The organism is Mesorhizobium sp. USDA 3734, from assembly GCF_056279665.1.
Window position 1 is genome coordinate 7,244,293 of record NZ_JBWCCW010000001.1, and the last position, 24,612, is coordinate 7,268,904.

At 63.7% G+C, this 24,612-nt stretch carries 22 protein-coding genes and 1 riboswitch; of the genes, 12 read left to right on the forward strand and 10 right to left on the reverse strand.

Features of this window, described 5'->3' with window-relative positions; all coding sequences use genetic code 11:
• Complete coding sequence (locus ACZ89F_RS34765) at nucleotides 1–645, reverse strand: thiamine diphosphokinase (RefSeq protein ID WP_476096719.1); 645 nt, start codon at nucleotides 643–645, stop codon at nucleotides 1–3.
• A gap of 87 nt (nucleotides 646–732) precedes the next feature.
• A riboswitch (TPP riboswitch) is annotated at nucleotides 733–847 on the forward strand.
• A 43-nt stretch (nucleotides 848–890) separates the two neighbouring features.
• Between ACZ89F_RS34765 and thiB the strand changes: the two genes are divergently transcribed.
• From thiB to ACZ89F_RS34785, 4 genes are all read left to right on the forward strand, one after another.
• Complete coding sequence (gene thiB, locus ACZ89F_RS34770) at nucleotides 891–1,889, forward strand: thiamine ABC transporter substrate binding subunit (RefSeq protein ID WP_476096720.1); 999 nt, start codon at nucleotides 891–893, stop codon at nucleotides 1,887–1,889.
• A 6-nt stretch (nucleotides 1,890–1,895) separates the two neighbouring features.
• A complete protein-coding gene (gene thiP, locus ACZ89F_RS34775) occupies nucleotides 1,896–3,521 on the forward strand; it encodes a thiamine/thiamine pyrophosphate ABC transporter permease (protein WP_476096721.1) in 1,626 nt (541 codons plus the stop codon).
• Entirely contained in the window at nucleotides 3,514–4,314 is an 801-nt protein-coding gene (gene thiQ / locus ACZ89F_RS34780) for a thiamine ABC transporter ATP-binding protein (protein ID WP_476096722.1), read from the forward strand. The genes thiP and thiQ overlap by 8 nt, the downstream gene beginning before the upstream one ends.
• 259 nt (nucleotides 4,315–4,573) lie before the next feature.
• Nucleotides 4,574–6,043, forward strand: a complete 1,470-nt coding sequence (locus ACZ89F_RS34785; RefSeq protein WP_476096723.1) for a M48 family metalloprotease — start codon at nucleotides 4,574–4,576, stop codon at nucleotides 6,041–6,043.
• A gap of 37 nt (nucleotides 6,044–6,080) precedes the next feature.
• On the opposite strand, the gene ACZ89F_RS34790 is transcribed toward ACZ89F_RS34785, so the two are convergent.
• Nucleotides 6,081–6,944, reverse strand: a complete 864-nt coding sequence (locus ACZ89F_RS34790) for an RNA polymerase factor sigma-32 (protein ID WP_109664843.1) — start codon at nucleotides 6,942–6,944, stop codon at nucleotides 6,081–6,083.
• Nucleotides 6,945–7,267: 323 nt separating this feature from the next.
• Here ACZ89F_RS34790 and ACZ89F_RS34795 point away from each other — a divergent pair, with 323 nt between their 5' ends.
• From ACZ89F_RS34795 to ACZ89F_RS34805, 3 genes are all read left to right on the forward strand, one after another.
• Entirely contained in the window at nucleotides 7,268–8,041 is a 774-nt protein-coding gene (locus ACZ89F_RS34795; RefSeq protein ID WP_476096724.1) for an amino acid ABC transporter substrate-binding protein, read from the forward strand.
• A gap of 132 nt (nucleotides 8,042–8,173) precedes the next feature.
• Nucleotides 8,174–8,854: an amino acid ABC transporter permease gene (locus ACZ89F_RS34800; RefSeq protein ID WP_476096725.1), complete on the forward strand. Its 681-nt coding sequence runs from the start codon at nucleotides 8,174–8,176 to the stop codon at nucleotides 8,852–8,854.
• On the forward strand, nucleotides 8,851–9,624 hold the full coding sequence (locus tag ACZ89F_RS34805) for an amino acid ABC transporter ATP-binding protein (RefSeq protein ID WP_476096726.1): 774 nt from the start codon (nucleotides 8,851–8,853) through the stop codon (nucleotides 9,622–9,624). The genes ACZ89F_RS34800 and ACZ89F_RS34805 overlap by 4 nt, the downstream gene beginning before the upstream one ends.
• Before the next feature lie 107 nt (nucleotides 9,625–9,731).
• Here the strand turns inward: ACZ89F_RS34805 and ACZ89F_RS34810 are convergent, their stop codons facing one another.
• From ACZ89F_RS34810 to ACZ89F_RS34835, 6 genes are all read right to left on the reverse strand, one after another.
• Entirely contained in the window at nucleotides 9,732–10,313 is a 582-nt protein-coding gene (locus ACZ89F_RS34810; RefSeq protein WP_013529179.1) for a CarD family transcriptional regulator, read from the reverse strand.
• Between the two features lie 367 nt (nucleotides 10,314–10,680).
• On the reverse strand, nucleotides 10,681–11,019 hold the full coding sequence (fdxA, locus tag ACZ89F_RS34815; protein WP_476096727.1) for a ferredoxin FdxA: 339 nt from the start codon (nucleotides 11,017–11,019) through the stop codon (nucleotides 10,681–10,683).
• Between the two features lie 235 nt (nucleotides 11,020–11,254).
• Nucleotides 11,255–11,641: an RNA-binding S4 domain-containing protein gene (locus ACZ89F_RS34820; RefSeq protein WP_476096728.1), complete on the reverse strand. Its 387-nt coding sequence runs from the start codon at nucleotides 11,639–11,641 to the stop codon at nucleotides 11,255–11,257.
• A gap of 126 nt (nucleotides 11,642–11,767) precedes the next feature.
• Nucleotides 11,768–15,202 carry a helicase-related protein gene (locus tag ACZ89F_RS34825; protein ID WP_476096729.1) on the reverse strand — a complete coding sequence of 1,145 codons (3,435 nt, stop codon included), beginning with the start codon at nucleotides 15,200–15,202 and terminating at the stop codon, nucleotides 11,768–11,770.
• 731 nt (nucleotides 15,203–15,933) lie between these two features.
• Nucleotides 15,934–16,659 (reverse strand): acetoacetyl-CoA reductase, encoded by a 726-nt coding sequence (phbB, locus tag ACZ89F_RS34830; RefSeq protein ID WP_224700571.1) that lies wholly within the window; start codon nucleotides 16,657–16,659, stop codon nucleotides 15,934–15,936.
• Nucleotides 16,660–16,751: 92 nt separating this feature from the next.
• Nucleotides 16,752–17,930, reverse strand: coding sequence for an acetyl-CoA C-acetyltransferase (locus ACZ89F_RS34835; RefSeq protein WP_476096730.1), 1,179 nt, complete (start codon nucleotides 17,928–17,930; stop codon nucleotides 16,752–16,754).
• 299 nt (nucleotides 17,931–18,229) lie between these two features.
• Here ACZ89F_RS34835 and phaR point away from each other — a divergent pair, with 299 nt between their 5' ends.
• Nucleotides 18,230–18,841 carry a polyhydroxyalkanoate synthesis repressor PhaR gene (gene phaR / locus ACZ89F_RS34840; protein WP_476096731.1) on the forward strand — a complete coding sequence of 204 codons (612 nt, stop codon included), beginning with the start codon at nucleotides 18,230–18,232 and terminating at the stop codon, nucleotides 18,839–18,841.
• Nucleotides 18,842–18,920: 79 nt separating this feature from the next.
• On the opposite strand, the gene ACZ89F_RS34845 is transcribed toward phaR, so the two are convergent.
• Nucleotides 18,921–20,060, reverse strand: a complete 1,140-nt coding sequence (locus ACZ89F_RS34845) for a citrate/2-methylcitrate synthase (protein WP_476096732.1) — start codon at nucleotides 20,058–20,060, stop codon at nucleotides 18,921–18,923.
• Between the two features lie 93 nt (nucleotides 20,061–20,153).
• Between ACZ89F_RS34845 and ACZ89F_RS34850 the strand changes: the two genes are divergently transcribed.
• From ACZ89F_RS34850 to ACZ89F_RS34860, 3 genes are all read left to right on the forward strand, one after another.
• Nucleotides 20,154–21,242, forward strand: coding sequence for a citrate synthase/methylcitrate synthase (locus ACZ89F_RS34850; protein ID WP_476096733.1), 1,089 nt, complete (start codon nucleotides 20,154–20,156; stop codon nucleotides 21,240–21,242).
• A 196-nt stretch (nucleotides 21,243–21,438) separates the two neighbouring features.
• Nucleotides 21,439–22,221, forward strand: a complete 783-nt coding sequence (locus tag ACZ89F_RS34855) for a 3-hydroxybutyrate dehydrogenase (protein WP_476096734.1) — start codon at nucleotides 21,439–21,441, stop codon at nucleotides 22,219–22,221.
• 49 nt (nucleotides 22,222–22,270) lie between these two features.
• Complete coding sequence (locus ACZ89F_RS34860; protein WP_476096735.1) at nucleotides 22,271–23,401, forward strand: patatin-like phospholipase family protein; 1,131 nt, start codon at nucleotides 22,271–22,273, stop codon at nucleotides 23,399–23,401.
• 33 nt (nucleotides 23,402–23,434) lie between these two features.
• On the opposite strand, the gene ACZ89F_RS34865 is transcribed toward ACZ89F_RS34860, so the two are convergent.
• On the reverse strand, nucleotides 23,435–24,031 hold the full coding sequence (locus ACZ89F_RS34865) for a helix-turn-helix domain-containing protein (protein WP_476096736.1): 597 nt from the start codon (nucleotides 24,029–24,031) through the stop codon (nucleotides 23,435–23,437).
• A gap of 119 nt (nucleotides 24,032–24,150) precedes the next feature.
• On the opposite strand from ACZ89F_RS34865, the gene ACZ89F_RS34870 reads away from it, so the two are divergent.
• A complete protein-coding gene (locus ACZ89F_RS34870; RefSeq protein ID WP_476096737.1) occupies nucleotides 24,151–24,612 on the forward strand; it encodes a (2Fe-2S)-binding protein in 462 nt (153 codons plus the stop codon).

A 24,612-nucleotide genomic window follows, 5' to 3' on the forward strand; every position in this document is an offset into this window, starting at 1 on the left:
TCAGCTTTCAGGTAAGGGATAGGGATGAGCGAGCAGCATCGCGCGGCCATGGTCCAGCGCGATTTCGAGGCGGCCCTTGACCTCGTTGGAAATGGTCAGCGACGAACCGAATGCCACATTGACGTGGCCGAGGGGCCATTTGGCGCCGGTGACAGTCAGGCCGGCGAGTTCGGAAAAGCCAAGCACCGAAAACAGCGTGCCGTCGGCATAGTCGAAGCCAGCGGTTCCGTGCAGCAGGGGAACGCCTTCCTGGGCGCCGCTGGTCAAAAGCACATCAGACCCGGCCTCGGCCAGCCGCAGGGCAAGCGCCAGATGCAGGAAAGCGTGGTCGGCGCGCTTGCCGCCGAAGGCGCCGGCGAGCACCAGTCTGGTCGCGCCGCGCTCGAGTGCGGCGGCGATGGCCAGTTCGCCATCGGTCTGGTCCTTTTCGGCCGGGAAGGTCCGGCGCGGCACGGCAGCGAGATCGTCAGGCAGGTTTGCCGGCACCGAATCGAAATCACCCACCCACAGCTCCGGCACGAGACCCAGCAGCCGCGCATGGCCGATGCCGGCGTCGGCGGCGATGACGCGGGAGCCTTCGACTTGGCGGTCGAGCCGTGGCGTGCGGATGAGATCGCCGCCAAGCAGGATGGTGAATGTGCTCATATCGTGTGGCCCTTACCAGCCCGGCACGGGAAACGGAAGGCGGCAAACTCCCACTTGCGTGGGGGATCGACCCGGCCTATGTGTCGAAACGCTCTAACGGGGTGCCGGACGCGATCTTCGCGGACCGGCTGAGAGGCAGTCTCGCCAACCCGCTGAACCTGATCCGGTTTGTACCGGCGGAGGGATTAGACGTTTCGGACAGTCCGACGCCTCAATTCCTTTCAATTCGAACGAAGGAGGCGCCGATGCGCACGCTTTTATATTCTCTTGTCTCAGCAATGACCGTGGTGCTGTCCGGACCGGCCTTGGCCAAGGACAAGCTCACCGTCTACACCTATGAGAGTTTCACCGCCGACTGGGGTCCGGGTCCCGTGGTGAAGAAGGAATTCGAAGCCGAATGCGGCTGCGATGTCGAGTTCGTCTCGGTCGCCGACGGCGTCGCGCTGCTCAACCGCGTCAAGCTCGAAGGCGCATCGACCAAGGCCGATATCGTGCTTGGCCTCGACACCAATCTCACCGCCGATGCCAAGGCGTCAGGCCTGTTCGCACCGCATGGCGCGGTGACCGACGTCAATGTACCGGGCGGCTGGAGCGACGACACTTTTGTCCCCTTTGACTACGGCTATTTCGCTGTCGTCTACGACACGCAGAAGCTGAAGAGCCCGCCGAAAAGCCTGAAAGAGCTGGTCGAAGGCAGCGCCGACGACAAGATCGTCATCCAGGATCCGCGTACCTCGACGCCGGGCCTCGGCCTGCTTCTGTGGGTGAGGTCGGTCTATGGCGACAAGGCGCCGGAGGCCTGGGCCAAGCTCAAGGCGAAGGTGCTGACCGTGACGCCGGGCTGGAGCGAGGCCTACGGCCTGTTCACCAAGGGCGAGGCACCGATGGTGCTGTCCTACACGACGTCGCCGGCCTACCACATGGTCGCGGAGAACACCGAGCGCTACCAAGCGGCCTCCTTCGAGGAGGGCGAGTATCTGCAGATCGAAGTGGCGGGCATCACCACGACGGGGGCCAAGAATCCGCTGGCGGCAAAGTTCATGGCCTTCATGACCGGTCCGAAATTCCAGGATTCCATCCCCGAGACCAACTGGATGTTCCCGGCCGGCAAGACCGACAAGCCGCTCAACCCGGCCTTCGACAAACTGGTCAAGCCGACCAAGACCTTGCTGTTCAGCCCGCAAGAGGTCGCTGCCAACCGCAAGGCCTGGGTGGATGAGTGGCTTTCGGTGATGAGCAAGTAGGCAGCGATGGCGCCGGCGCATTCCACGGATTCCCGCGTCAGCGCCGGCATTGTCGCGCTCGCCGCAATCGCGCTGCTGATCGGCGGCGCGTTTGCTGGCCTGCTTTTCGAAGGCGCTCATGATTTGTCGGGCGCCTGGGCAGCCTTCGACCCCTATCTGCTTCGCGTCATTCGCTTCACGCTCTGGCAAGCAGCGCTGTCGACGCTGCTTTCCGTCGGGCCGGCGCTGTTCGTGGCGCGCGCTCTGTCGCGGCATCCGCGCTTCTTTGGCCGTGCCTTCATCCTGCAGCTCTTCGCCGTACCGTTGGCGCTGCCGGCCATCGTCGCGGCCCTCGGCATTCTGGCGCTTTATGGCCGAGCCGGCTATTTCGCCGGCGTGTTTACCGTGATCGGCGGCGGAAGCTGGCCGGGCATCTATGGCCTGTCCGGCATTCTCGTCGCCCACGTCTTCTTCAATCTGCCGCTGGCGACGCGGCTGTTCCTCGAGGCGCTGCAGACCATACCGACCGATCAATGGCGGCTGGCGAGCCAGCTCGGCATGGCGGCGCGGCCGGCGTTCCGGCTGATCGAATGGCCGACGCTGCGTGCCGCCATGCCAGGAGTCGCCGGGTTGGTCTTCATGCTCTGCATCACATCCTTCACGATCGTGCTGATACTGGGCGGCGGGCCGGCCGCGACGACGCTGGAGGTCGGCATCTACCAGGCGCTGCGCTTCGATTTCGATCCCGCGCGCGCGGTCACACTGACGCTGCTGCAGATCGCCTTGACCTTTATCGTGGTGCTGGCGCTGACGCGGCTAGGCGCCAACGTGGTCGGCGACAACAACCTGCCGGTCGCGCAACGCCGCTATCTCTCAGTCAACAGGAGCGAGACCTGGCTGAACGCCATGCTCATCGCCTTGGCGCTGCTGTTCGTTATCGGCCCGATGGTGGCGACGGTTATGGCCGGATTGGGTGCCGATCTCGGCCGGCTGGCCGGCGAGGCCACTGTCCGGCAGGCGACGCTGACCAGCGTGGTGCTCGGCTTCCTGTCGGCGCTGCTTTCGGTGACGCTGTCGCTGGCGCTGACCATGGCGCGGCGGGCCCTGGCGCTGAACCGCCGGGCTGGCCGCAAGACACCGCTCGAACACGCCACCGATACCGGCGCCGGCTTTGTCCTGGTCGTGCCGCCGATCGTCGTCGGCGCCGGCTGGTTCCTGTTGCTGCGCCATGTCGGCGATGTCTTCGCCATTGCCCCGATCATGGTCGTCACCGTCAATGCGGTCATGGCGATGCCCTTCGCCCTGCGTGCCGTCCGCCCCGCCTATGATGCGGCGAGCGAGCGTCACGAACGGCTCTGTGCACAGCTCGGCATTGCGGGCTGGAGCCGGCTGATGCTGGTCGACTGGCCGTCGCTGCGACGGCCGCTCGCCACGGGTTTCGCCTTCGCCATGGCGTTGTCGCTCGGCGATCTCGGCGTCATTGCCTTGTTCGGCAGTGATTCCGTGCAGACATTGCCCTACCTTCTCCTGGCGCGGATGGGCAGCTACCGCACTGAGGACGCCGCCGGCCTGGCACTGCTGCTCGGCCTCGTCTGCCTCGCCTTGATCGTGGCGGCGCACTGGCTGGGGAGAGAGAAGGTCCGGGATGCGTGACGGGGCGGCCAGCAGGCTTGAAAAGGGCGCTCCGGTGCGGCTGGACAAGGTGTCGTTCAGTTATGGTAGTCATGGCAGCTATGGCGAGGCGCCGCTTGTCTTCGACGTCGAGTTTGCCACGGCGAAGATCACCGCCATCATGGGGCCGAGCGGTTCGGGCAAGTCGACGCTGCTCAATCTGGTCGCTGGCTTCGAGACCCCGCAGTCGGGCCGCGTGCTGATCGGCGGGGCCGATGTCAGCGCCGAGCCGGCTTCAGCGCGGCCTGTGTCGATGGTGTTCCAGGAGAACAATCTCTTCGCGCATCTTTCCGTCGAGCAGAATGTCGGGCTCGGCCGATCGCCATCCTTGCGGCTGACCGAGGCGGACCGCGCTACGATCGCCGAGGCGCTTGCGCGCACCGGTCTTGCCGGCAAGGAGAAACGCCTGCCGCGCGAACTTTCCGGCGGGGAACGCCAGCGCGTCGCCCTGGCCCGGGTTCTGGTGCGCGACCGTCCGGTGCTGCTGCTTGACGAACCCTTCGCCTCGCTCGGGCCCGCTTTGCGCGACGACATGCTGGATCTGGTCGCCGCCGTTCATGCCGAGCGAGGCATGACGGTGCTGTTCGTCACCCATCAGCCGGAAGACGCCCGTCGCATCGGCGAGCATATCGTGTTTCTCGACAATGGATTGGTCGCCGCAACCGGCAAGGCGGATGATTTCTTTGCCGGGGCTGGTCCGGAAGCGTTCCGGCGCTATATCGGCGCGAGTGCCGAGCATGCCGTATCACGAGATGTTGCCCGGAAGCGGACATAATTTACGGCCAAACCGGTTCCAGGCGATGTGGCGCTTGCTTGCCATGACTGGAGGAGTGTGGCTAGGTCCGCCCTACTGGTCCGGCACAGGACGTGATTTGCCTGCAGTATCCGCCGCCCGCCCCTAGGGACGGGCAACGGATACTGCAGCAGTTTGAGATATGGCGCATGACACATTCCGAAGATCGCCCCGATTTTCGTGATCATGCGCCGGGACCCGAAAGGAAGCCGTTCTGGCGATCGGCGCTAACATATTGGGAATGAAACCGCTGGCGCGCTTTCTTGCGCTGGCCGGCTTTGCCGTGGCGCTGGCAAGCTGCCAGATGTTCACGCCGCCGGCGGTCCAGGAATCCGGCTTCCAGCCATCCGACAAGCCGATCACCGTCGACAATGTCGGCGCCAACAACAAGCTTGCCGAACTGGCCAAGGCGCAGCATCCGCGCATCCTGGCGACCTATGGCGGCGAATATTCCGATCCCAAGCTCGAGCGCATGGTCGCCAAGGTGGTCGGCAATTTGACGGTGGTATCGGCCAACCCGACGCAGACCTATCGCATCACCATTTTGAATTCGCCCAACGTCAACGCCTTCGCGCTGCCGGGCGGCTATCTCTACATCACACGCGGCCTGCTGGCGCTGGCCAACGATTCGGCCGAGCTTGCCGCGGTCATCGCGCATGAGATGGGCCACGTCACAGCCAATCACGGCCTGCAGCGCCAGCAGCTCGAGGCCGAGGAAGGCCTGGCGACCAAGGTGGTTTCCGACGTGCTCGGCGACAGCCCGACCGCCAAGGCGGCGCTGATCCGCGGCAAGCTGAGGCTGGCGCAATTTTCGCGCAACCAGGAGCTGGAAGCCGACGCCATCGGCATCAAATCGATCGGCGAAGCCGGCTACGATCCTTTCGCCGCCGGCCGCTTCCTGCAGTCGATGTCGGCCTACACCGATTTCCGCTCGATCAGTGGCGCCACCGATGCCAGCCTCGACTTCCTGGCCACGCACCCCAACACGCCGCAGCGCATCGATCTGGCGCAGCGCCATGCCCGCCAGTTCGGCGCGCCAGGCTTCGGCACGCGCGACCGCGATTCCTTCCTCGCCGGCATAGACGGCCTGCTCTATGGCGACACACCCGAGGAAGGCTATGTGCGTGGCGAAACCTTCCTGCATCCGGGCCTTGGTGTGTCCTTCTCGGTGCCGCAGGGCTTCATCATCGACAATTCGGCCGCCGCGGTGACCGCAACCGGCCCCGGTGACATGGCGATCCGCTTCGACGGCGTCTCGATCGACAAGAACCGCGCGCTGACCGACTATATCCGCAGCGGCTGGGTGGCTGGTCTCGATGACAGCACCGTCAAGCAGGAAACCATCAACGGCAACGAAGCGGCGACCGCGCATGCCGGCGCCGAAGGCTGGCAGTTCGACATCGCGGTGATCCGTGCCGGCGGCCAGGTCTACCGGCTGCTGACTGCTGCCCCTTCGGCCAGCACAACGCTAGACACCGTGGCGCGTTCGGTCAGCGGCTCGTTCCGGATCCTCAGCGCTGCCGAAAAGGCGGCACTGAAGCCGCTGCATATCCGCGTCGTCACCGTCCAGCCGGGGCAGACGATGGGTTCGCTTTCGGCGCAGATGGTCGGCGTCGACCGCAAGCTCGATCTGTTCCGCGTGCTCAACGCGTTGTCGCCGGGTGCCGCAGTCTCGGCCGGCGACAAGGTCAAGATCGTCACCGACAAGTAAGAGCTGCAAATTCACGTTGCTGGACGTCTGACACGGATCAGGCGGCGGTCGCCATGAACTCCGGATTTTGCTTCACCAACGCCACCTTCAGCTTTTCCATGGCGCGCGCCTCGATCTGGCGGACGCGCTCCTTGGAAATGCCGAGCGTCTCGCCAAGCGCTTCGAGTGTCGCGCCCTCGTCGTTCAGCCGGCGTTCCTCGATGATCCTCAACTCACGTGCGTTGAGCGCGCGAAGCGCTTCCCTCAGCCAGAGCGAGCGGCGCGCGACATCGATCTTGTCGCCGACGATCTCGTCGGGCAGCGGATCGTCCGAGACCAGGAAATCCATGCGCTCGGTCGAACCCGCATCGTCGGCAATTGGCATGTTGAGCGAGGAGTCGGGCGCCGACAGCCGCGAATCCATCATCGCGACATCGGCTTCGGAGACACCGAGTGCCTCCGACACTTCGCGATAGAGCGTTGCGTTGGACAGCGGCTCAGCGCCATTCGCCAGCCGCGCGCGCAGGCGCCGCAGGTTGAAGAACAGCGCCTTCTGCGCCGAGCTGGTGCCGCCGCGCACGATCGACCAGTTGCGCAGGATGTAGTCCTGCATCGAGGCGCGGATCCACCACGTGGCATAGGTCGAGAACCGCACCTCGCGCTCCGGCTCGAAGCGGGCGGCGGCTTCAAGCAGACCGACATGACCCTCCTGGATCAGATCGCCAAGCGGCAAGCCGTAATGGCGGAATTTGGAAGCCATGGAAATGACCAGCCGCATATGGGCGACGGTGATGCTGTGCAGTGCGTTCTGGTCGTTGTCCTCTTTCCAGAGCAATGCCAGCCGATGTTCTTCGTCACGTTCGAGGTAGGGGGCCCTCATTGCCGCGCGGACCATGATCCGTCCTGCCGTGTCTTCCATCATGAGGCGCTCCCTGGGCGATGCGGATGACTTTGCAACTTGGCTGGCGCCCGGGTTGAAATGGCGGCGTCGTGCCCTAGAACAGCCAGAACGTACGGCGCGCGGGAATGGTTCCCTGGTTGTTGCCAGGCGGATCGCTATGCTTGAACGATGTCTATACGGATCGGTAACGACTTCGAGTGCCGCCAGAAACCGCCATTTCGAGAATCTGATTTCAGAAACATTCTATTTTTGAAATCTTGTTCCTTATTTTTTCCGCTTGCATCTGCCATTTTCCAGCCCTCACAACATGCCGGATTTCAGGCCAAGGACGGGATCACAGAAAAATGAAATGGCTCAAGTCGCTCATCATCGCCGGAACGCTGCAGGCTCTGGCTGTCACCGCAGGCCACGCCGGTGCAAATCTCGACCAGATCAAGCAGGCCGGTGTGATCAAGGTCGGCACGGAAGGCACCTATGCGCCATTCACTTATCATGACACGTCCGGCTCGCTGGTCGGCTTCGACGTCGAAATCGCCAAGGCGATCGCCGACAAGCTCGGCGTCAAGGCTGAATTCCTCGAAGGCAAGTGGGACGGGCTGATCGCCGGCCTCGACGCCAATCGCTATGACGCCGTCATCAACGAAGTCGGCATCACCGACGCCCGCAAGGCCAAGTACGACTTCTCCGATCCCTACATCGCCTCCAAGGCGGTGCTGATCGTGCGCGGCGACAACACCGACATCAAGACCTTCGCCGATCTCAAGGGCAAGAAGTCTGCGCAGTCGCTGACCTCGAATTTCGGCAAGCTGGCCGAAACGAACGGCGCCGAGCTCGTCGGCACCGATGGCTTCGACCAGTCGATCCAGCTGCTCCTGACCGGCCGTGCCGACGCCACCATCAATGACAGCCTGTCGTTCCTCGACTTCAAGAAACACAAGCCCGACGCCAATGTGAAGATCGCCGCGCAAGAAGAAAACGCCGACTATTCCGGCGTCATCGTGCGCAAGGGCGATCCGGAGCTGGTTGCCGCGATCAACAAGGCGCTGGCCGACATCAAGGCCGACGGCACCTACAAGAAGATCGCCGACACCTATTTCGGGCAGGACGTTTCGAAGTAATCTTGTGAGGTGGGGCCGGTCTCCGGCCCTTGAGACATATCAGCGGCGAGCCGTCTTTGACGGCCCGCCGCTTTTGTCGTGATATGGCTGGCGCTTCGCGCCTCGACAAAGCGACCATCTGGAGGGTCTTACGTGCCGCACTGGCTGCAACTGATGCTGGAGTCGCTGCCTTCGCTCCTGTGGGCGGCGCTGATCTTCACCGTGCCGCTGACGCTGCTGTCCTTCGCTCTTGGTTTGACGGTCGGCCTGGGTGCTGCGCTCGGCCGGCTGTTCGGCCCCAAGCCGCTGGTCGCGCTTGTGCGCTTCTATGTCTGGATCTTCCGCGGCACGCCACTCCTGGTGCAGCTGTTCCTGATCTTCTACGGCCTGCCGTCGGTCGGCATCCTGCTCGACGCCTTCACGGCGGCGTTGATCGGCTTCACGCTCAACATCGGCGCCTACACGTCGGAAATCATCCGCGCGGCCATAGGCTCGGTGCCGAAAGGCCAGTGGGAAGCCGCCTATTCGATCGGCATGACCTGGAGCCAGGCGATGCGGCGCACCATCCTGCCGCAGGCCGGCCGGGTCGCGGTGCCGCCGCTCTCCAACACCTTCATCTCGCTGGTCAAGGACACCTCGCTGGCCGCCGCGATCACCGTGCCGGAAATGTTCCAGGCGGCGCAGCGCATCGTCGCCACCACCTATGAGCCGCTGATCCTTTATGTCGAGGCAGCGATCCTCTATCTGGCGCTGAGTTCGGTGCTGTCGGCCTTGCAGACGCGGCTGGAAACCCGGCTCAACCGCTATGGCGGCTTCCTGGAGGCACGCTCATGATCGGCCTCTCCAACATCGAAAAGCGCTTCGGCGACAATCTCGTGCTGAAGGGCGTGACGGTCACCATTGCCGAAGGCAGTGTCACGGCGCTGGTCGGCCCGTCGGGCGGGGGAAAAAGCACGCTGCTGCGCTGTATCAACCTCCTGGAGATCCCGACCTCGGGCACGGTGCGCATCGGCGACGAGACGCTCGAATTCCACCCCGGCGGCAGGGTTCCGGCCAGGGATATCCAACGCCTGCGGCTGCAGACCGGCATGGTGTTCCAGAACTTCCAGCTGTTTCCGCATCGCACCGCGATCGAGAATGTCATGGAAGGGCTGGTGACGGTGCTGAAATGGCCGCCTGAGAGGGCACGCGAGCGGGCGCTCGCGCTGCTGGAGAAGGTCGGCATGGCGCACAAGGCCGATGCCTGGCCGACGACGCTGTCCGGCGGCCAGCAGCAGCGCGTGGCGATCGCCCGCGCCTTGGCGCCGTCGCCGAAAGTGCTGCTCTGCGACGAACCGACCTCGGCGCTCGACCCGGAACTGGCGCAAGAGGTGGTCGACGTGCTTGGCAAGCTCGCCAGCGAAGGCACGACCATGGTGATGGCGACACATGATCTGCGCCTCGCCTCCAAGATCGCCCAGGAAGTGGTGTTCCTGGATGCCGGCGTCATCGTGGAGAAGGGGCCGGCCGCGGTGCTGTTCAACGACCCTGAGCAGCAGCGGACCAAGCGCTTCATTGCGACGCTGAAGCAGGAGGCGATGAAGGAAGGTGGCGGCGAGGTGTAAGCGCTGCCTTCGGTTTATCGTCACTTCCCAGAAAGCAAAAAACCCGGCCAGAAAGCAAAAAACCCGGCGCGAGGCCGGGTTTTTCATGAATTCAAAGGCGAAAAAGCTCAGGCAGCTTCTTCCTGCTCGGCTTCCTCATTGTCGGCCTTGGCGCCACGCTTAGGGCCCTTGTTGAGGTTGACCTCGATCAGGCGCACGGCTTCGGTTTCCGACATGCGGTTGACGGCCGCGATTTCGCGGGCCATGCGGTCGAGGGCCGCCTCATAGAGCTGACGCTCGGAATAGGACTGCTCCGGCTGGTTGTCGGCGCGGTAGAGATCGCGCACAACTTCCGAGATCGAGATCAGGTCGCCTGAATTGATCTTCGCATCATATTCCTGGGCGCGGCGCGACCACATGGTGCGCTTGACGCGGGCGCGGCCCTGCACGACCTTCAGCGCGCGCTCGACATAATCCTCTTCCGACAGCTTGCGCATGCCAATGGAGGTCGCCTTGGCGACCGGCACCTTCAGCCGCATCTTGTCCTTCGAGAAGTCGATGACGAACAGTTCCAGCTTGTGTCCAGCAACTTCCTGCTCGTCGATCGAGACGATCTGGCCGACGCCATGTGCCGGGTAGACGATGTACTCGCCGGTCTTGAAACCGTGACGCGCAGCGGTGGACTTCTTCTGCGGGGTGATCGTTGCCATTACGCCCTGAACTCCTTGTTGTGGTACCGGCGTCCTGCCGGCCCGAACTCGCGCGATCGGGGAAACCGATCGTTAGCCGCACAACAGATGAACCCATCGGAAAAGCCGGACCGGCAAACGCAACATTGCGGCCGCCTGGCCCAGATCGCTCTGGTCCGGAATGGGATTTTCACCTTTCAGTGATTTGGGGCGTCTGCGCCATAAATCGACGTTGTGTCACCGGCATGTTTGGCTGATGTAACACAAAAAGTCGGAAGAATCAAGGTTTTGCTGCATACGCGAAGGCCACAGCTCAACGCCGGCTGTCAAGCCGGTTAATGTGACGTGTCTCTTACCTTGCGTAATACCGGCCTTTGCGGCCGTGTTGTCAATCGCCTTCGCCGGGCTCTGCCGAGAAGTATTTCTCGAACTTGCCGGCCTCGCCGTCGAAGGATTTGGCGTCTGCCGGAGGCTCTTTCTTGGCGGTGATGTTGGGCCATTTATCGGCGTATTCGGTGTTGATCTGCAGCCATTTGTCGAGACCTGGCTCGGTGTCGGGCTTGATCGCGTCGGCCGGGCATTCCGGCTCGCAGACGCCGCAGTCAATGCACTCGTCGGGATGGATGACGAGCATGTTGTCGCCTTCGTAGAAACAGTCGACCGGACAGACCTCGATGCAGTCCATGTATTTGCATTTGATGCAATTGTCGGTCACGACATAGGTCATCGGTCGGCTCCGGGACGTCCCATTTTGTTGGGCTTTTTCCGTCAGGTAACGCCTTTATCGGCCGCTTGCAAGGGTAGCCATTGCGGGCGGTGCCGGTGTTTCCGGAATGGAATTCCAGACGGCAGGCCCGGCGGGAGTCAGTTATGTCCCGCGGACCGTCTTGTTTGCCGGGTTCAGTTCTTGCCTCAGGCGCGTCGTTGTCGCAAAATCGCTGCGTGTTTTTGAACGCCAGGCATCAATCTTCGCCGAGCAGTCGGTCGGTCTGGCGGCGTTCCTTCTTGGTCGGGCGGCCGCTGCCGGCCTCGCGCAGCCCCGGAATTGCATCGGGAGGGGCTTCGCCCTTCGGTGCGGGCGGTGGCGACATATCCTCGTAGAGCGTGCGGGCCTCCTCGGCCGGGCCGCGTCGAGTACCGGCGCTGAGCACCTTCCAGATGAAGATGCGCCGCTCGAGCGTGATGGTCAGCACGTCGCCTGGCTTGACCTGATCGGAGGCCTGCGCTGCTTTGTCGCGATTGATCCGCACGCGACCGGCAACCACCAGCTTTGCCGCCAGCGAGCGCGATTTCACGGCGCGAGAGAAGAACAGCCATTTGTCGATACGCTGGCGGCCTTCAGCAACCATCGAAGCGCCTAGAGCATGATGCCGAAAAGTGCGAAGCGGTTTTCGGACGGCATCATGCTCTATCTCTTGGTTTAGAGGCGGATTCAGATTTCAGGTCGATTCGACCTGAAATCATCCGGCTCTGGCCTACTTCTTCAGCTGGTCGCGCAAGGCGGCGAGCTTGGCGAAGGGCGAATCCGGATCGAAGCGCAAAGGGCGCTCCTCGCGTGGCTTCGGCTGGAAGGCGGGCTTTCCGCCTTGCGGACCACCCTTGCCATCCGGCCTGCCACCCTTCCAGTCGGGCCGGCCTTCACGGCGGTCGGGACGCTCGCCTTGCGGCCGGCCGTCACGCCGCTGTTCGCCCTCGGCCTGCGGCTTGGGTTTGAACTTCGAGCGGTCGAAGCGCGGCTTGCCGGCACCGTCACGCCGGCCTTCATGGGCCGGACGTTCTCCGGGTGCAGCCGCGGCCGGTGCGCCGGCGGCATCCGCGGGCGCATCGCTTCGGCCGCGCGCTTGTCCGTTGCGTGGGCGATTGTTCCTGCGGTTGTCGTCGCGGTTGCGCGGGCGCTGTTCGAAACGACCCTGACGCCACAACAGGATGGGTTTTGGCGCTTCGGCTTCCGGAGCGGGTTCGCCGACGGCTGCTTCAGCCACCGCTGCAGGTTCGTCCGGCGCGGCGTCCATTGCGGGCGCGGCATCTGCCGCCAGCTCGGCCGGTGCGGCTTCTTCTGCCGCTGCGGCTTCAATCTCGGCGGTCTCAGCCTCTGCCTGCGGTTCAACCGGCGCAGGTTCAGCGGCTTCGGCCGCAGCCTCGGCTACCGGTGCTTCGTCCTGCGCGGTTTCGACCGGAGCGTGCGCCTGTTCTTCCACGGCAGGCGCAGCAGGTTCCGCCGCGGCGTCAGCGATGATTTCGGCGGGAATTTCGGACGCCGTTTCCGAAACGGCCACTGCGTCCGATGCCGGTTCCGACCCTTCGACTGCTGCCTCTGCTGCGGCATCCGTTGCCGCGGCTTCGACCGCTTTGGCCTGCTCGGCTCGTGCAGCCTCTTCCGCCGCCAGTTTCGCCACCGCCGCTTCGCGCGCGGCACTGTCCTGTGCTTCGAGCCGCGCCTTGACCTCGACGGCCGGCTTCGGCTCGGCACGGTAGCCGAGACCTTTGAGGATCTCTTCCATGTCGTCGGCTGTGGCACCGAGGATCGACATCATCGGCGGCGTCACCATGAAGGACTGGCCGTCATAGGCGCCGTCCGGACGCTGGCCGAGGCCGGGCTTCCAGTTGGTTGCCGGACGGATCAGGTCGGCCAACCGTTCCAGGATGTCGATGCGCACGGCGCGGCGGCCGAGATTGCGGTAGCCGGCAAGCTTGTAGAAGGTCTTGTCGAAGGCCGGGTCGATGACCACCGAGGTGCGACCCGAGGCGAGCGCATGGACCACGTCGCCAAAGCCTGGCTTGTCCTTGCCGTCGTTCTTCAGCGCCCACAGCAGCGTCACCAGTCCGGCAGGCGCCGGCTTGATCAGCGCCGGCACGAAGACATGGTAGGCGCCGAAGCGCACGCCGAGCCGGCGAAGGGCGGCGCGGCCTTCCTGATCGAGCGACTTCATCTCCTCGGCGATGTCGCGGCGGTTGATGAGACCGAAATTCTCGACCAGCTGGAAGGCGATGCCACGGCCGATGCCGGAAATCTGATCGGCGTTCTTCAGGTCGACCAGCGGCTTCAGCAGCGTTTCGATCTGGAAATTGACGAACCGCTCGGCACGCGCGGCGACCTTGTCGCGCGCCGGGCCGGTCAGTTGTTCGTCGGCCAGCAGCACCAGGCGCGGCTTCAACGCGTCTTCGCCCGAGACCAGCGTACCGATCGGCGCGCCGATCCAGCGCAGCGTGCCGTCCGAGCCAAGCGCGATGTCGCCATTGGCCGAGGCGCCGAAGCGTTCGGCGCGCGCCTCGAACTCGGCGGCCAGCGCCTTCTGGGCCGCGGTGCGCACCGCCTTGGCGTCTTCACCGCCGGCGGTCTGGTCGGCGGTGAAGCGGAACCCTTGCAACTCGCCGACATGGTGGCCTTCGACAAGGACGGTTCCGGTAGGACTAATTTCGGCTTCAGGCATGGTATTTTCTCTAAGGCGCCGCATGAGGACGGAAGTCCTGCGGTCTACGAAGCGTTTCGTCAACCGCTCATGCAGCGCATCCGACAATCTGTCTTCGATTTCGCGCGTCTTTTCCTGCCAGTGTGCCTGATCGGCCAGCCAGCCGGGCCGGTTCGACACGAATGTCCAGGTGCGGATCTGGGCGATGCGATGCGACAGCGTGTCGATATCGCCCTCTGTGGTGTCGGCGCGGCGCACCTGTTCGGCCATGTAATTCTCGTCGACATGGCCGTGGCGTGCGAGGTCCGTGTAGATCGAGGCAATGAGGTCGGCATGCTGGGCCGGCGCGATCTTGCGGTAGTCGGGCAGCGCGCAGGCTTCCCACAGCAGCGCCACGCGCTTGGCGTTGGTGGCGAGTGCGCGGATGTCCTCGTCGCGCGACAGATGCTCGAGCGCCTGCGCGTCGACGGCAGGCAATGCCCGCGTCAGCCCCTCGACCGGGGCGTTGGTTTCGATCGAGCGCTTCAGCGCATCTAGGCTGGCAAAGTCGAAATGCGCGGTGCGCCACTGCAGCACCTTCACCGGATCGAAATCATGGCCTTCGATCTTCTTGATCAGTTCCTCGTCCAGCGGGTCGACCTGGCCGGTGACGCCGAAGGTACCGTCGCGCAGATGCCGGCCGGCGCGGCCGGCGATCTGGCCAAGCTCGGCCGCCGTCAGGTTGCGATACTGGAAGCCATCGAACTTGCGGTTCTGGGCGAAGGCGACGTGGTCGAGATCGAGGTTGAGACCCATGCCGATGGCATCGGTGGCGATGAGATAATCGACATCGCCGGACTGGAACAGCGCTACCTGGGCGTTGCGGGTGCGCGGGCTAAGCGCGCCGAGCACGACGGCGGCACCACCTTGCTGGCGGCGGATCAGCTCGGCGATGGCGTAGACCTCGTCGGCGGAGAAGGCGACGATTGCCGTGCGCCGCGGCAGGCGGGTCAGCTTCTTCGAACCGGCATAGGCAAGATGCGACAGCCTCGGCCGCGTCACCACCGAGACACCCCTCAGCAGGCGCTGGAGGATGCCGTGCATGGTGGCCGCACCCAGCAGAAGCGTTTCCTGGCGGCCGCGCAGATGCAGGATGCGGTCGGTGAAGATGTGGCCGCGCTCGAGGTCGCCGGCCAACTGCACCTCGTCGATGGCGACGAAGGCTGCGTCGGTCTCGCGCGGCATGGCCTCGACGGTGCAGACTGAATATCTGGCGCCCGGCGGCTGGATCTTTTCCTCGCCGGTGATCAGCGCGACCTTGTGGGCGCCGACCTTTTCGCAGACGCGGGCGTAGACCTCACGCGCCAGCAGCCTGAGCGGCAGGCCGATGATTCCGCTCTCATGCGCCACCATGCGTTCGATGGCGAGATGGGTCTTGCCGGTGTTGGTTGGCCCCAGCACGGCGGTCACGTCGCGGCCCGACAGGATCAGCGGCTCGGTGTGTTTGGGCTGGATGTTCATTGACCTAGAATAAGGCTTCCGGGACCTGGAAATAAGGCTTGCCGGCCTCTGGTTGTCGGGAGCGTGCCTCAAGTGGCGCGTATGACAGGCGACACATAGGGATTTCGGGCGCGAAGCGAAAGCGGAATGTTCCGCCGACGGCCAGAAGGTGGTTTTGTCAAGCTCTCAACCGGCTGCGGATTAACGGATAGAACGAGTCTGGAACGAATCGGCGACGAATCAGTGACTCCCGCAGATTCAGCTTTTGTTCACGGCTACATGTGGATTTTGCGACCGCGAGTCTCACCACATGCTGAATCGCTGAACTGGCCCGTTTCATGCTAAGAGGGCCTTGCCGTTAATCTTTGCCGATGAACGATCATAATGGCTTGGCGTGCCTCGGCCAAGGTTATGAAATTGTTGATCTTTCTTAATCGGCGTTAAGGAGTTGGCAGGCGATTCCGGCCGTCGGCGTTAACGTTCCGCTCAAAGCCGGAACGAATCGGCGACGAATCAGCGATGCCAGAATTTTCTTGGTTTGTTCACCCCAATATCTTGTGTTGTAAACAGCTTATCCACCGAGAATCCACAGGTTGCGAAGCAGCTTTCGCACAGGGCAGCGGCTGGCTGTTAACCTCTGCGTGCCGGATTGGGTCAACTGCCGTCGCGAGCACGTCAAAGGGACCATGCCGGCAACGAAAAACGGGCCGGTGTGCCGGCCCGTCGATCTCTCCGCCTACCTCGCCGCGTCGTCAGGCGAAGTATTGGCCGCCATTGGCTGTGAGGGTCGAGCCGGTGATGAAGCCGGCATCTTCGGATGCGAGGAAGACGACGCAGCGCGCGATTTCTTCGGGTTCGCCGAGGCGGCCGACGGGGATCTGCGGAATGATGCGCTCGTTGAGCACCTTCTCGTCGATCGCCTTGACCATCTCGGTGGCGATGTAGCCGGGGCAGATGACGTTGACGGTGATGCCGGCGCGAGCCCCCTCCTGAGCGAGAGCTTTGCTGAAACCGATGTCGCCGGCCTTGGCGGCGGAATAGTTGACCTGGCCGGCCTGGCCTTTCTGGCCGTTGATCGAGGAAATGGTGATGACGCGGCCGAACTTGCGGTCGCGCATGCCGCTCCACAGCGGATGCGTCATGTTGAAGACACCGGACAGATTGGTGTCGATGACCTCTTTCCACTGTTCGCGCGTGATCTTGTGGAACATGGCGTCACGGGTGATGCCGGCATTGTTGACCAGCACCGAGACCGGGCCGAGATCGGCCTCGACCTGCTTGATGCCGGCGGCGCAGGAATCATAGTCGGCGACCGACCATTTGTAGACGGGAATGCCGGTCTCGGCCTTGAATTTTCCAGCCGCGTCGTCATTGCCGGCGTAGTTCGCGGCAACCGAATAGCCGGCGGTCTTCAATGCGATCGAGATCGCCGCGCCGATACCGCGCGATCCCCCTGTGACGATTGCTACCTTGGTCATGCATTTCCCCTTTTTTGATATCGCCCTGTTGTCGGGCTTGGCAGGCACTGGATACAGAACGGGCGGCTCGCGCCGCCCGGTTAGTGACTTCTTCAGAGTGCTTCGATGCACATGGCGACGCCCATGCCGCCGCCGATGCATAGGGTGGCGAGGCCCTTCTTGGCGCCGCGCCGGCGCATCTCGAAGACCAGCGTGTTGAAGACGCGGGCGCCCGAAGCGCCGATCGGATGGCCGATAGCAATCGCGCCGCCATTGACGTTGACGATCGAGGGATCCCAGCCCATGTCCTTGTTGACGGCGCAAGCTTGCGCCGCAAAGGCTTCGTTGGCCTCGACCAGGTCGAGATCGCCGACCGACCAGCCGGCCTTTTCCAAGGCCTTGCGCGAGGCGGGAATAGGTCCGGTGCCCATGATCTGCGGATCGACGCCGGCGGTTGCCCAGGACACGATACGCGCCAGCGGGGTGATGCCGCGCCTCACCGCTTCCGCTTCGCTCATCAGCAGCGCGCCGGCCGCGCCATCATTGATGCCGGAGGCGTTGGCGGCGGTCACCGTGCCGTCCTTGTCGAAAGCCGGCTTCAGCTTGGTCATGGCGTCGATCGTGGCGCCGTGGCGGATGTACTCGTCCTGGTCGACGATGGTGTCGCCCTTCTTGCCCTTGATGGTGACGGCGACGATCTCGTCCTTGAACTTGCCGGCCTTCTGCGCGGCCTCGGCCTTGTTCTGCGAGGCGAGCGCAAACTGGTCCTGGTCGTCGCGGGTGATCTGGAACTGACGCGCGACGTTTTCGGCGGTGTTGCCCATGTGATAGCCGTTGAAGGCATCCCACAGCCCATCCTTGATCATGGTGTCGATCAGCTTGAAGTCGCCCATCTTGACGCCGGCGCGCAGGTGCTGGGCATGCGTCGAAAGCGACATTGATTCCTGGCCGCCGGCGATGATCACCTTGGCATCGCCGGTGGCGATCTGCTGCATGCCGAGCGCTATGGCGCGCAGACCCGAGCCGCAAACCTGATTGAGGCCCCAGGCTGTGGTTTCCTTGGGCAGGCCTGCATTGATCGATGCCTGGCGGGCCGGGTTCTGACCCTGAGCGGCGGTCAGCACCTGGCCGAGGATGACCTCATCGACCTCGCCTGGTTCGACACCGGCACGCGACAGCAATTCCCTGATGACGACGGCACCGAGTTCATGCGCAGGGGTGGCGGCGAAAGCGCCGTTGAAGGAGCCGACCGGCGTGCGCGCCGCACTGGCAATGACGATGGAAGCGGACATTTTCTTCTCCAGACTTCAAGGGTGTTGTTCTGTCGTTGAGGACTTTTCTTGCCCTTTCCCAACCCCAAGTCAAACCGGAAATGGGCATGGCGCCCATGCGCGGCAAGCAGGTCGCGCCTTGTCGTGGCGGCCGTTCGTCCATTGCTGCGCAGCATATTTTGCCCGCTATGCAGCATTTAGTGATCCCGCACTGCACAAACTGCTTGGAATTGTGAGGCTTTTGCGCATATCCTCAAAAAAGGCACAATCGTTATCGGCGGCTTACTCAGAGGCGCGCCGGTGTCCCCGGGAGGATGTAGATGGCCGCTAAAGACGATCCGATCATCATCAAGAAATACGCCAATCGCCGCCTCTACAACACCGGCACCAGCACCTATGTGACGCTCGAGGACCTCGCCGAGATGGTCAAGAAGGGCGAGGAGTTCACCGTCCAGGACGCCAAGACCGGCGATGACATCACGCATCCGGTGCTGACCCAGATCATCTTCGAACTGGAGAACAAGGACGGGCAGAACATGCTGCCGATCCCGTTCCTGCGCCAGCTGATCGCCTATTACGGCGACCAGATGCAGATGATCGTGCCGAGCTTCCTCGAACAGTCGATGCTCGCGTTCTCCAAGGAGCAGGAACGCTTTCGCGAGCAGATGAAGGGGGCGATCGGCAAGTCGCCGCTCGACATGATGAAGATCACCACGCCGATCAAGGCGCTGGAGGAACAGACACGCCGCAACATGGAAATGTTCCAGAATGCGATGCGGCTGTTCACGCCATTTCCGCCGGCTGGCTCCGTGCCAGCGGCTGCGCCAACGCCCGAGCCGGCCAGGAAGGAAACGCCAGAAAAACCCGACGACCTTCAGGAACTGAAGGACCAGATCGCGGCCATGCAGCGCAAGCTCGACACGATGTCGTGAGACGTTTGACGCAATTCCCAAGGGAAAGCGCTATCCGCTTTTCCCGGGAAAGCCGTTTCACGCTTTTCCTGGAATTGCTCTAAGGCAACACTCCCTCATAGCGGCCGCGCGGCCTGATGACACTTCCGCTTGTTATCTGTTCGACCGTGTGCGCGGCCCAGCCGACGCTGCGTGCGAGCGCAAACAGGCGGAACGGTGCATCGCGCGGCAAGCCTAGGCTGCGTGTCAGCGCGGCCAGCCCAAAATCGATGTTGGGAAGCGCGCCGGTCGCCGCAAGGGCAGCGTCGCGCAGCGACGATAGTGTGCCGTCAACCTCGATCACCGACAGCAGCACCGCCCCTCGGGGATCGCCGTCGGGATAGAGCTGATGACCGAACCCCGGCAATGGCCGATCGTGGCTGAGCCAGCGCCGGATCGTCGCATCGGCGCCATGTCGCGCCGCATCCTCGGCCAGTTGCATCACCGCCTCGCCGGCGCCGCCATGACGTGGTCCCGATAGCGTCGCGAGTCCAGCCAGCAGGCAGGCGGCCAGCGGCGCGCCGGTCGAGGCTGCGACGCGCGCGGCGAAGGTCGACGCATTCAGTTCATGATCGGCAAGCAGGACAAGCGCGCGGCGGATCGCGTCCGCGCCGCCGGCATCCACCGACCAGTCCTGCGCCAGCCGCTGATGGACCGGATCTGACCCTGCCGGTGCGCCCAGCGCACCGGCCAGCACGCCGACCGCGTGCGCGGCATCGGCATGCAGCGAGGCGGCGCTGCGCCCAAGCGATGAGCGCCCCTGGCCAGCAAGCACGGCAAGTCGGGCAAAGGCCGCGGCCCGGCCAGCCTGGTGGGGTGCATCCGGCGACGGTGCTTCGAAAGCCACCGGTTCCGGCAGAGCCCAGAGCACTGCGGCTGTTGCTTCCAATGTGGCATATGCAGAAAGCGCTGCGGCGTCCTGCCCGCGATAGATGAGCTGACCGTGCGATACGGTCGAAATCGCCGTTGCGATCGAGGGCTCGCCCCAGGCAATGGCGCTTTCGGCGATGACCGACGGGCTGCGGCCGCGTGCCCGGCGGGTTGCCAGGGCGGCAATGTCGTCAGCGCGATACTGGCTGCGGCGCGGATCGGCGCGGTCGGGCCGCATGCCGATTCGCCCACGGCTGACATAGGCGTACAGCGTCTGCGCCCGCACTCTGAGGCGCTCAAGCGCTTCTTCCCTGGACAACCACTCGGACATATCGAACTCTGATATTGATTCTATTGATCAAGATTGATGGACATGTTGCCCAGCCTTATCTCCGATCCGGAAATGCTTCAAGGAGACAAGGCTATGGCGAATGGGCTCGATGACGTGGTGGCGGCGGAAACCGTGCTTTCCGATGTGGATGGTCTCGGCGGCCGTCTGACGATCCGAGGTCATTCGCTGCCGGAGTTGGCCGGCCGCTGGAGCTATGCCCAGGTGGTGCGCCTGTTGCTCGACGGCTTCTTCGACGATCTTCCCGGCGATACGGACCTGACGCGGGCGCTGGGCCAGGCGCGTGCGGACGTGTTCGAGCGGCTTTTGCCCTCATTGCCCCTGCTGGCATCGCTCGATGTCTACAGCGCCATGCGCGCCGGCATGGCGCTGCTGCCGGACGGCGATACGCTGACGGACGCCTTGCTGTTGATCGCTGCGCCTACGGTGCTGACGCCGGCCCTGCTGCGCCTGCAGCGCGGCGAGGAGCCGATCGCGCCGGACAGCCAGGCCGACCATGCCGCCGACATGTTGAGGATGCTCAACGGCAGCGTTGCCTCGCCAGCGCTGGCGAAAGCGCTCGATACCTATCTGGTGACTGTCTGCGACCACGGCCTCAACGCATCGACCTTTGCCACCCGCGTGGTCGCTTCGACACTGGCCGGCCTGACGTCGTCCGTGTTGGCCGGGCTTGGCGCGCTCAAGGGGCCGCTGCACGGCGGCGCGCCTGGTCCTGTCATCGAGATGCTGGATGCGATCGCGGTGCATGGCGATGCCGCCGGCTGGCTGCACGACGAGGTCGCGCATGGCGAGCGCATCATGGGGTTCGGCCATCGCATCTACCGCGTGCGCGATCCGCGCGCCGACGTGCTGAAGGCGGTCGTGCGGCAACTCGGCGGCGAGGGCGAAACCGGCCGCCGGCTGGCCTTCGCGGAGACAGTGGAGCAAGCAGCGCTCGACGTGCTGCGGGTCGCCAAGCCGCAGCGCTCGCTGCAGACCAATGTCGAGTTCTACACCGCGCTGCTGCTGGAGGCAGCGGGCTTTCCACCGTCAGCCTTCAGCAATGTCTTTGCCGCGGGGCGTGTCGCTGGCTGGATTGCCCATGCACGAGAGCAGCAGACGACCGGACGGCTGATCCGTCCGCAGTCGCGGTATGTCGGGCCGGTGCCGGACCTCGTCGCCTGAGCCTTTTCGCGTTCGCTGGAGAGAGCGGCGCCTGCCAAAGCATCCGACGGATGTCCTTCCGGTGGGCGGCCGTGCGCCGCTCATGACGAAAATTTCATCTCGCCGCAAATTCTGGCCGCTGTTATTGCGTCGCATTGAGCATATATGCTGCACTGCAACATAAGTTCGCTCTTGCCACAACCAGAGGATTCCGCCCTTGGCCGCCAGAAAAACCGCAGTTGTCACCGGCTCCACGTCGGGCATTGGCCTGGCCATCGCTGAGGCGCTGGCGGCCGAAGGCCACACGATCGTCGTCAATTCCTTCTCCGACACGGCGGCCGACCACGCCATCGCCGATGCGATCGCCAGACAGCACAAGGTGAAGACCGCCTACATCAAGGCCGACATGTCGAAACCGGCCGAATGCCGGGCGCTGATCGCCAAGGCGGCCGAGACGTTCGGGTCGGTCGATATCCTGGTCAACAATGCCGGCATCCAGCATGTCGCGCCGGTGGAAGACTTCCCGATCGAAAAATGGGATGCCATCATCGCCATCAACCTGTCGTCGGCGTTCCACACCATCGCAGCCGCGATCCCACTGATGAAAAAGGCCGGCGGCGGCCGGATCGTCAACATCGCCTCGGCGCATGGCCTGGTCGCGTCACCGTTCAAATCGGCCTATGTCTCGGCCAAGCACGGCATCATGGGATTGACCAAGACCGTTGCGCTCGAATTGGCGCGTGAAAAAATCACCTGCAACGCCATCTGCCCGGGCTATGTGCTGACGCCGCTGGTCGAGGCGCAGATCCCCGACCAGATGAAAGCCCATGAGATGGATCGAGAGACCGTCATCCGTGAGGTCATGCTGGACAAGCAGCCGACCAAGGAATTCGTCACGGTCGAGCAGATCGCGGCAGCGGCGGTGTTCCTGTGTTCGGACGCGGCAGCGCAGGTCAACGGCACGCATCTCTCGGTCGACGGCGGCTGGACCGCCGCGTGAGGCGCAAAATCTTCTCATCTACCCAAACAGACAGATCAAGGACGACGCCATGACCAAAAACGGCAAGGCGGAGGAGACGAAGAAGATCAATGTGGCGCTTCAGGGCGGCGGCTCGCACGGAGCCTTTTCCTGGGGCGTGCTCGACCGGCTGCTGGAGGACGGACGGCTGGAGATATCAGCAGTGTCCGGCACCAGCGCCGGCGCCATGAACGCGGTGGCGCTGGCCGACGGTTTTGTCCGCGGTGGCGTCGAGGGAGCGCGGCAAAAACTTGACGATTTCTGGCGTGCGGTGGCGGCCAAGGGCCGGTTCAGCCCGGTGCAGCGCATGCCGTGGGATGTCGCCTGGGGCAACTGGTCGATCGAGAACACGCCGGGCTATCTCTTCTTCGACACCATGTCGCGGGTGTTCTCACCCTATGTCGCCAACCCGCTCGGCCTCAATCCGCTGCGCGACGTGGTTCAGCAGGAGATCGATTTCAAGAATGTCCGCGCCTGCAAGTCGATGGAACTGTTCATCTCGGCGACCAATGTCGAGACCGGACAGTTGCGCGTCTTTTCCGATGGCGAGATCGACCTCGACACGGTGATGGCCTCGGCCTGCCTGCCGCAACTGTTCCGTGCCGTCGAGATCAAGGGCGTGCCTTATTGGGATGGCGGTTATGGCGGCAACCCGGCGCTCTATCCGTTCTTCAAGACGGCTGCGACCGAGGACGTGCTTCTGGTGCAAATCAATCCGGTGGTGCGGGAGGGAACACCCAGGAGCGCCAACGAAATCCAGAACCGCATCGACGAGATCACTTTCAACGCCGGGCTGCTGCGCGAATTCCGCTCGATCGCCTTCGTCAAGGAACTGATCGCCGCCGGCCGCCTGCCACACGGCGAATACCGCGACATCCGCATGCACCGCATCGATGCCGACGAGGCGTTCAAGGATCTGTCGGCGTCGTCGAAGGTCAATGCCGAATGGGCGTTCCTGAGCTATCTCAGAGATCTCGGCCGCACCGCCGCCAGCGACTGGCTGGAAGAGAATTACGACGCCGTCGGCAAGCGTGCGACGCTCGATCTCTCCGGCGAGCTCGACGACGGCTTCAAGCCGGTGCGCGGTCCGGCACCTGGCCGCCGGGTCAAGGAATTCCTTGCTGCGCGCAAGAATCCCGAGGCGGAGCGCCGCCGGGCCTGAACGACCAATCGATGTTCATCGATCGGTTCGCGATCATGCTTTCAAGGTCAGGTTGATCACCCTGATCAGGGCGGCGGCCGCCTGCCGCTGTCCCTCCGGATCGCTGATCCGCGCCTTCATGCCTTCCAGACCGTCGAGCAGCATGTCGGCAAGCAGTTGCGTCGACAGGCCCCTGGCCGCCAGATCGACGCCGTTCCCGGCTGCTTCGCCTTCGATCGCGGCTGCGATATGTTTGCCAAGCCCGCCGCGCCAGCAGCCCACCAGATCGCCAAGGCTCGACTTCATGTCCAGCAGTTCGGCGCCGTGCGGCGAGGCAATGACGGCGCTCATCATCGAGATGAATGCCTCGTCGATGGCGTGCATCATGCGCTCAGTGAAGGTGCCGTCGCCGGCTAGAGCCATCTTTGCCGCCTCGACCGAGCGCGACAGGATCATCATGGCGATGGCGCGGAAAATGTCGGTCTTGTTCTTGAACAGGAGATAAAGCGCCGGGCGCGACATGTCGGCGGCGCGGGCGATGTCGTCCATGGTGGTGCGAGAGAAGCCATAGGCCAAAAACACCTTCATCGCCCCATCCAGGATACGGACGCGTTTGGGGTCTGCGGCGGCGATGTCTTCGATCTGATTCATGGAAAATTCCATCCTGCAAAATCCAGATTGACAAAATGACGTAATTTGTCAATCTGTTTGATGAAATGGCCGGTCGGCCATTTCGCCTTGGGCAGTGGACGACAACAAAGGGTATCCCCATGCGCCTCACCGTCGACGGTCAGTCATTCGATATCGATGCCGATCCGGACATGCCGTTGCTGTGGGCCCTGCGCGATCTCATTGGCAAGACCGGACCGAAGTTCGGCTGCGGCATCGCCGCCTGCGGCGCCTGCACGGTTCATGTCGATGGTCAGCCGGTGCGTTCCTGCTCCCTTCCGGTCGGCCAGGTCAGCGGCACTGTGACCACCATTGAAGGTATCGGCACTGCGGGCAAGCTGCATCCGGTGCAGCAGGCATGGCTGGAGGAACAGGTCGCGCAATGCGGCTACTGCCAGGCCGGCCAGATCATGAGCGCGGTGGCGCTACTCGACGAGGTCGCGGACCCGAGCGACGCCGATATCGACAACGCCATGGGCGGCAATCTCTGCCGCTGCGGCACCTATCCCAGGATTCGCTCGGCCATCAAGAAGGCTGCTGCGCTCAAGACGGCGGGGCTCTGA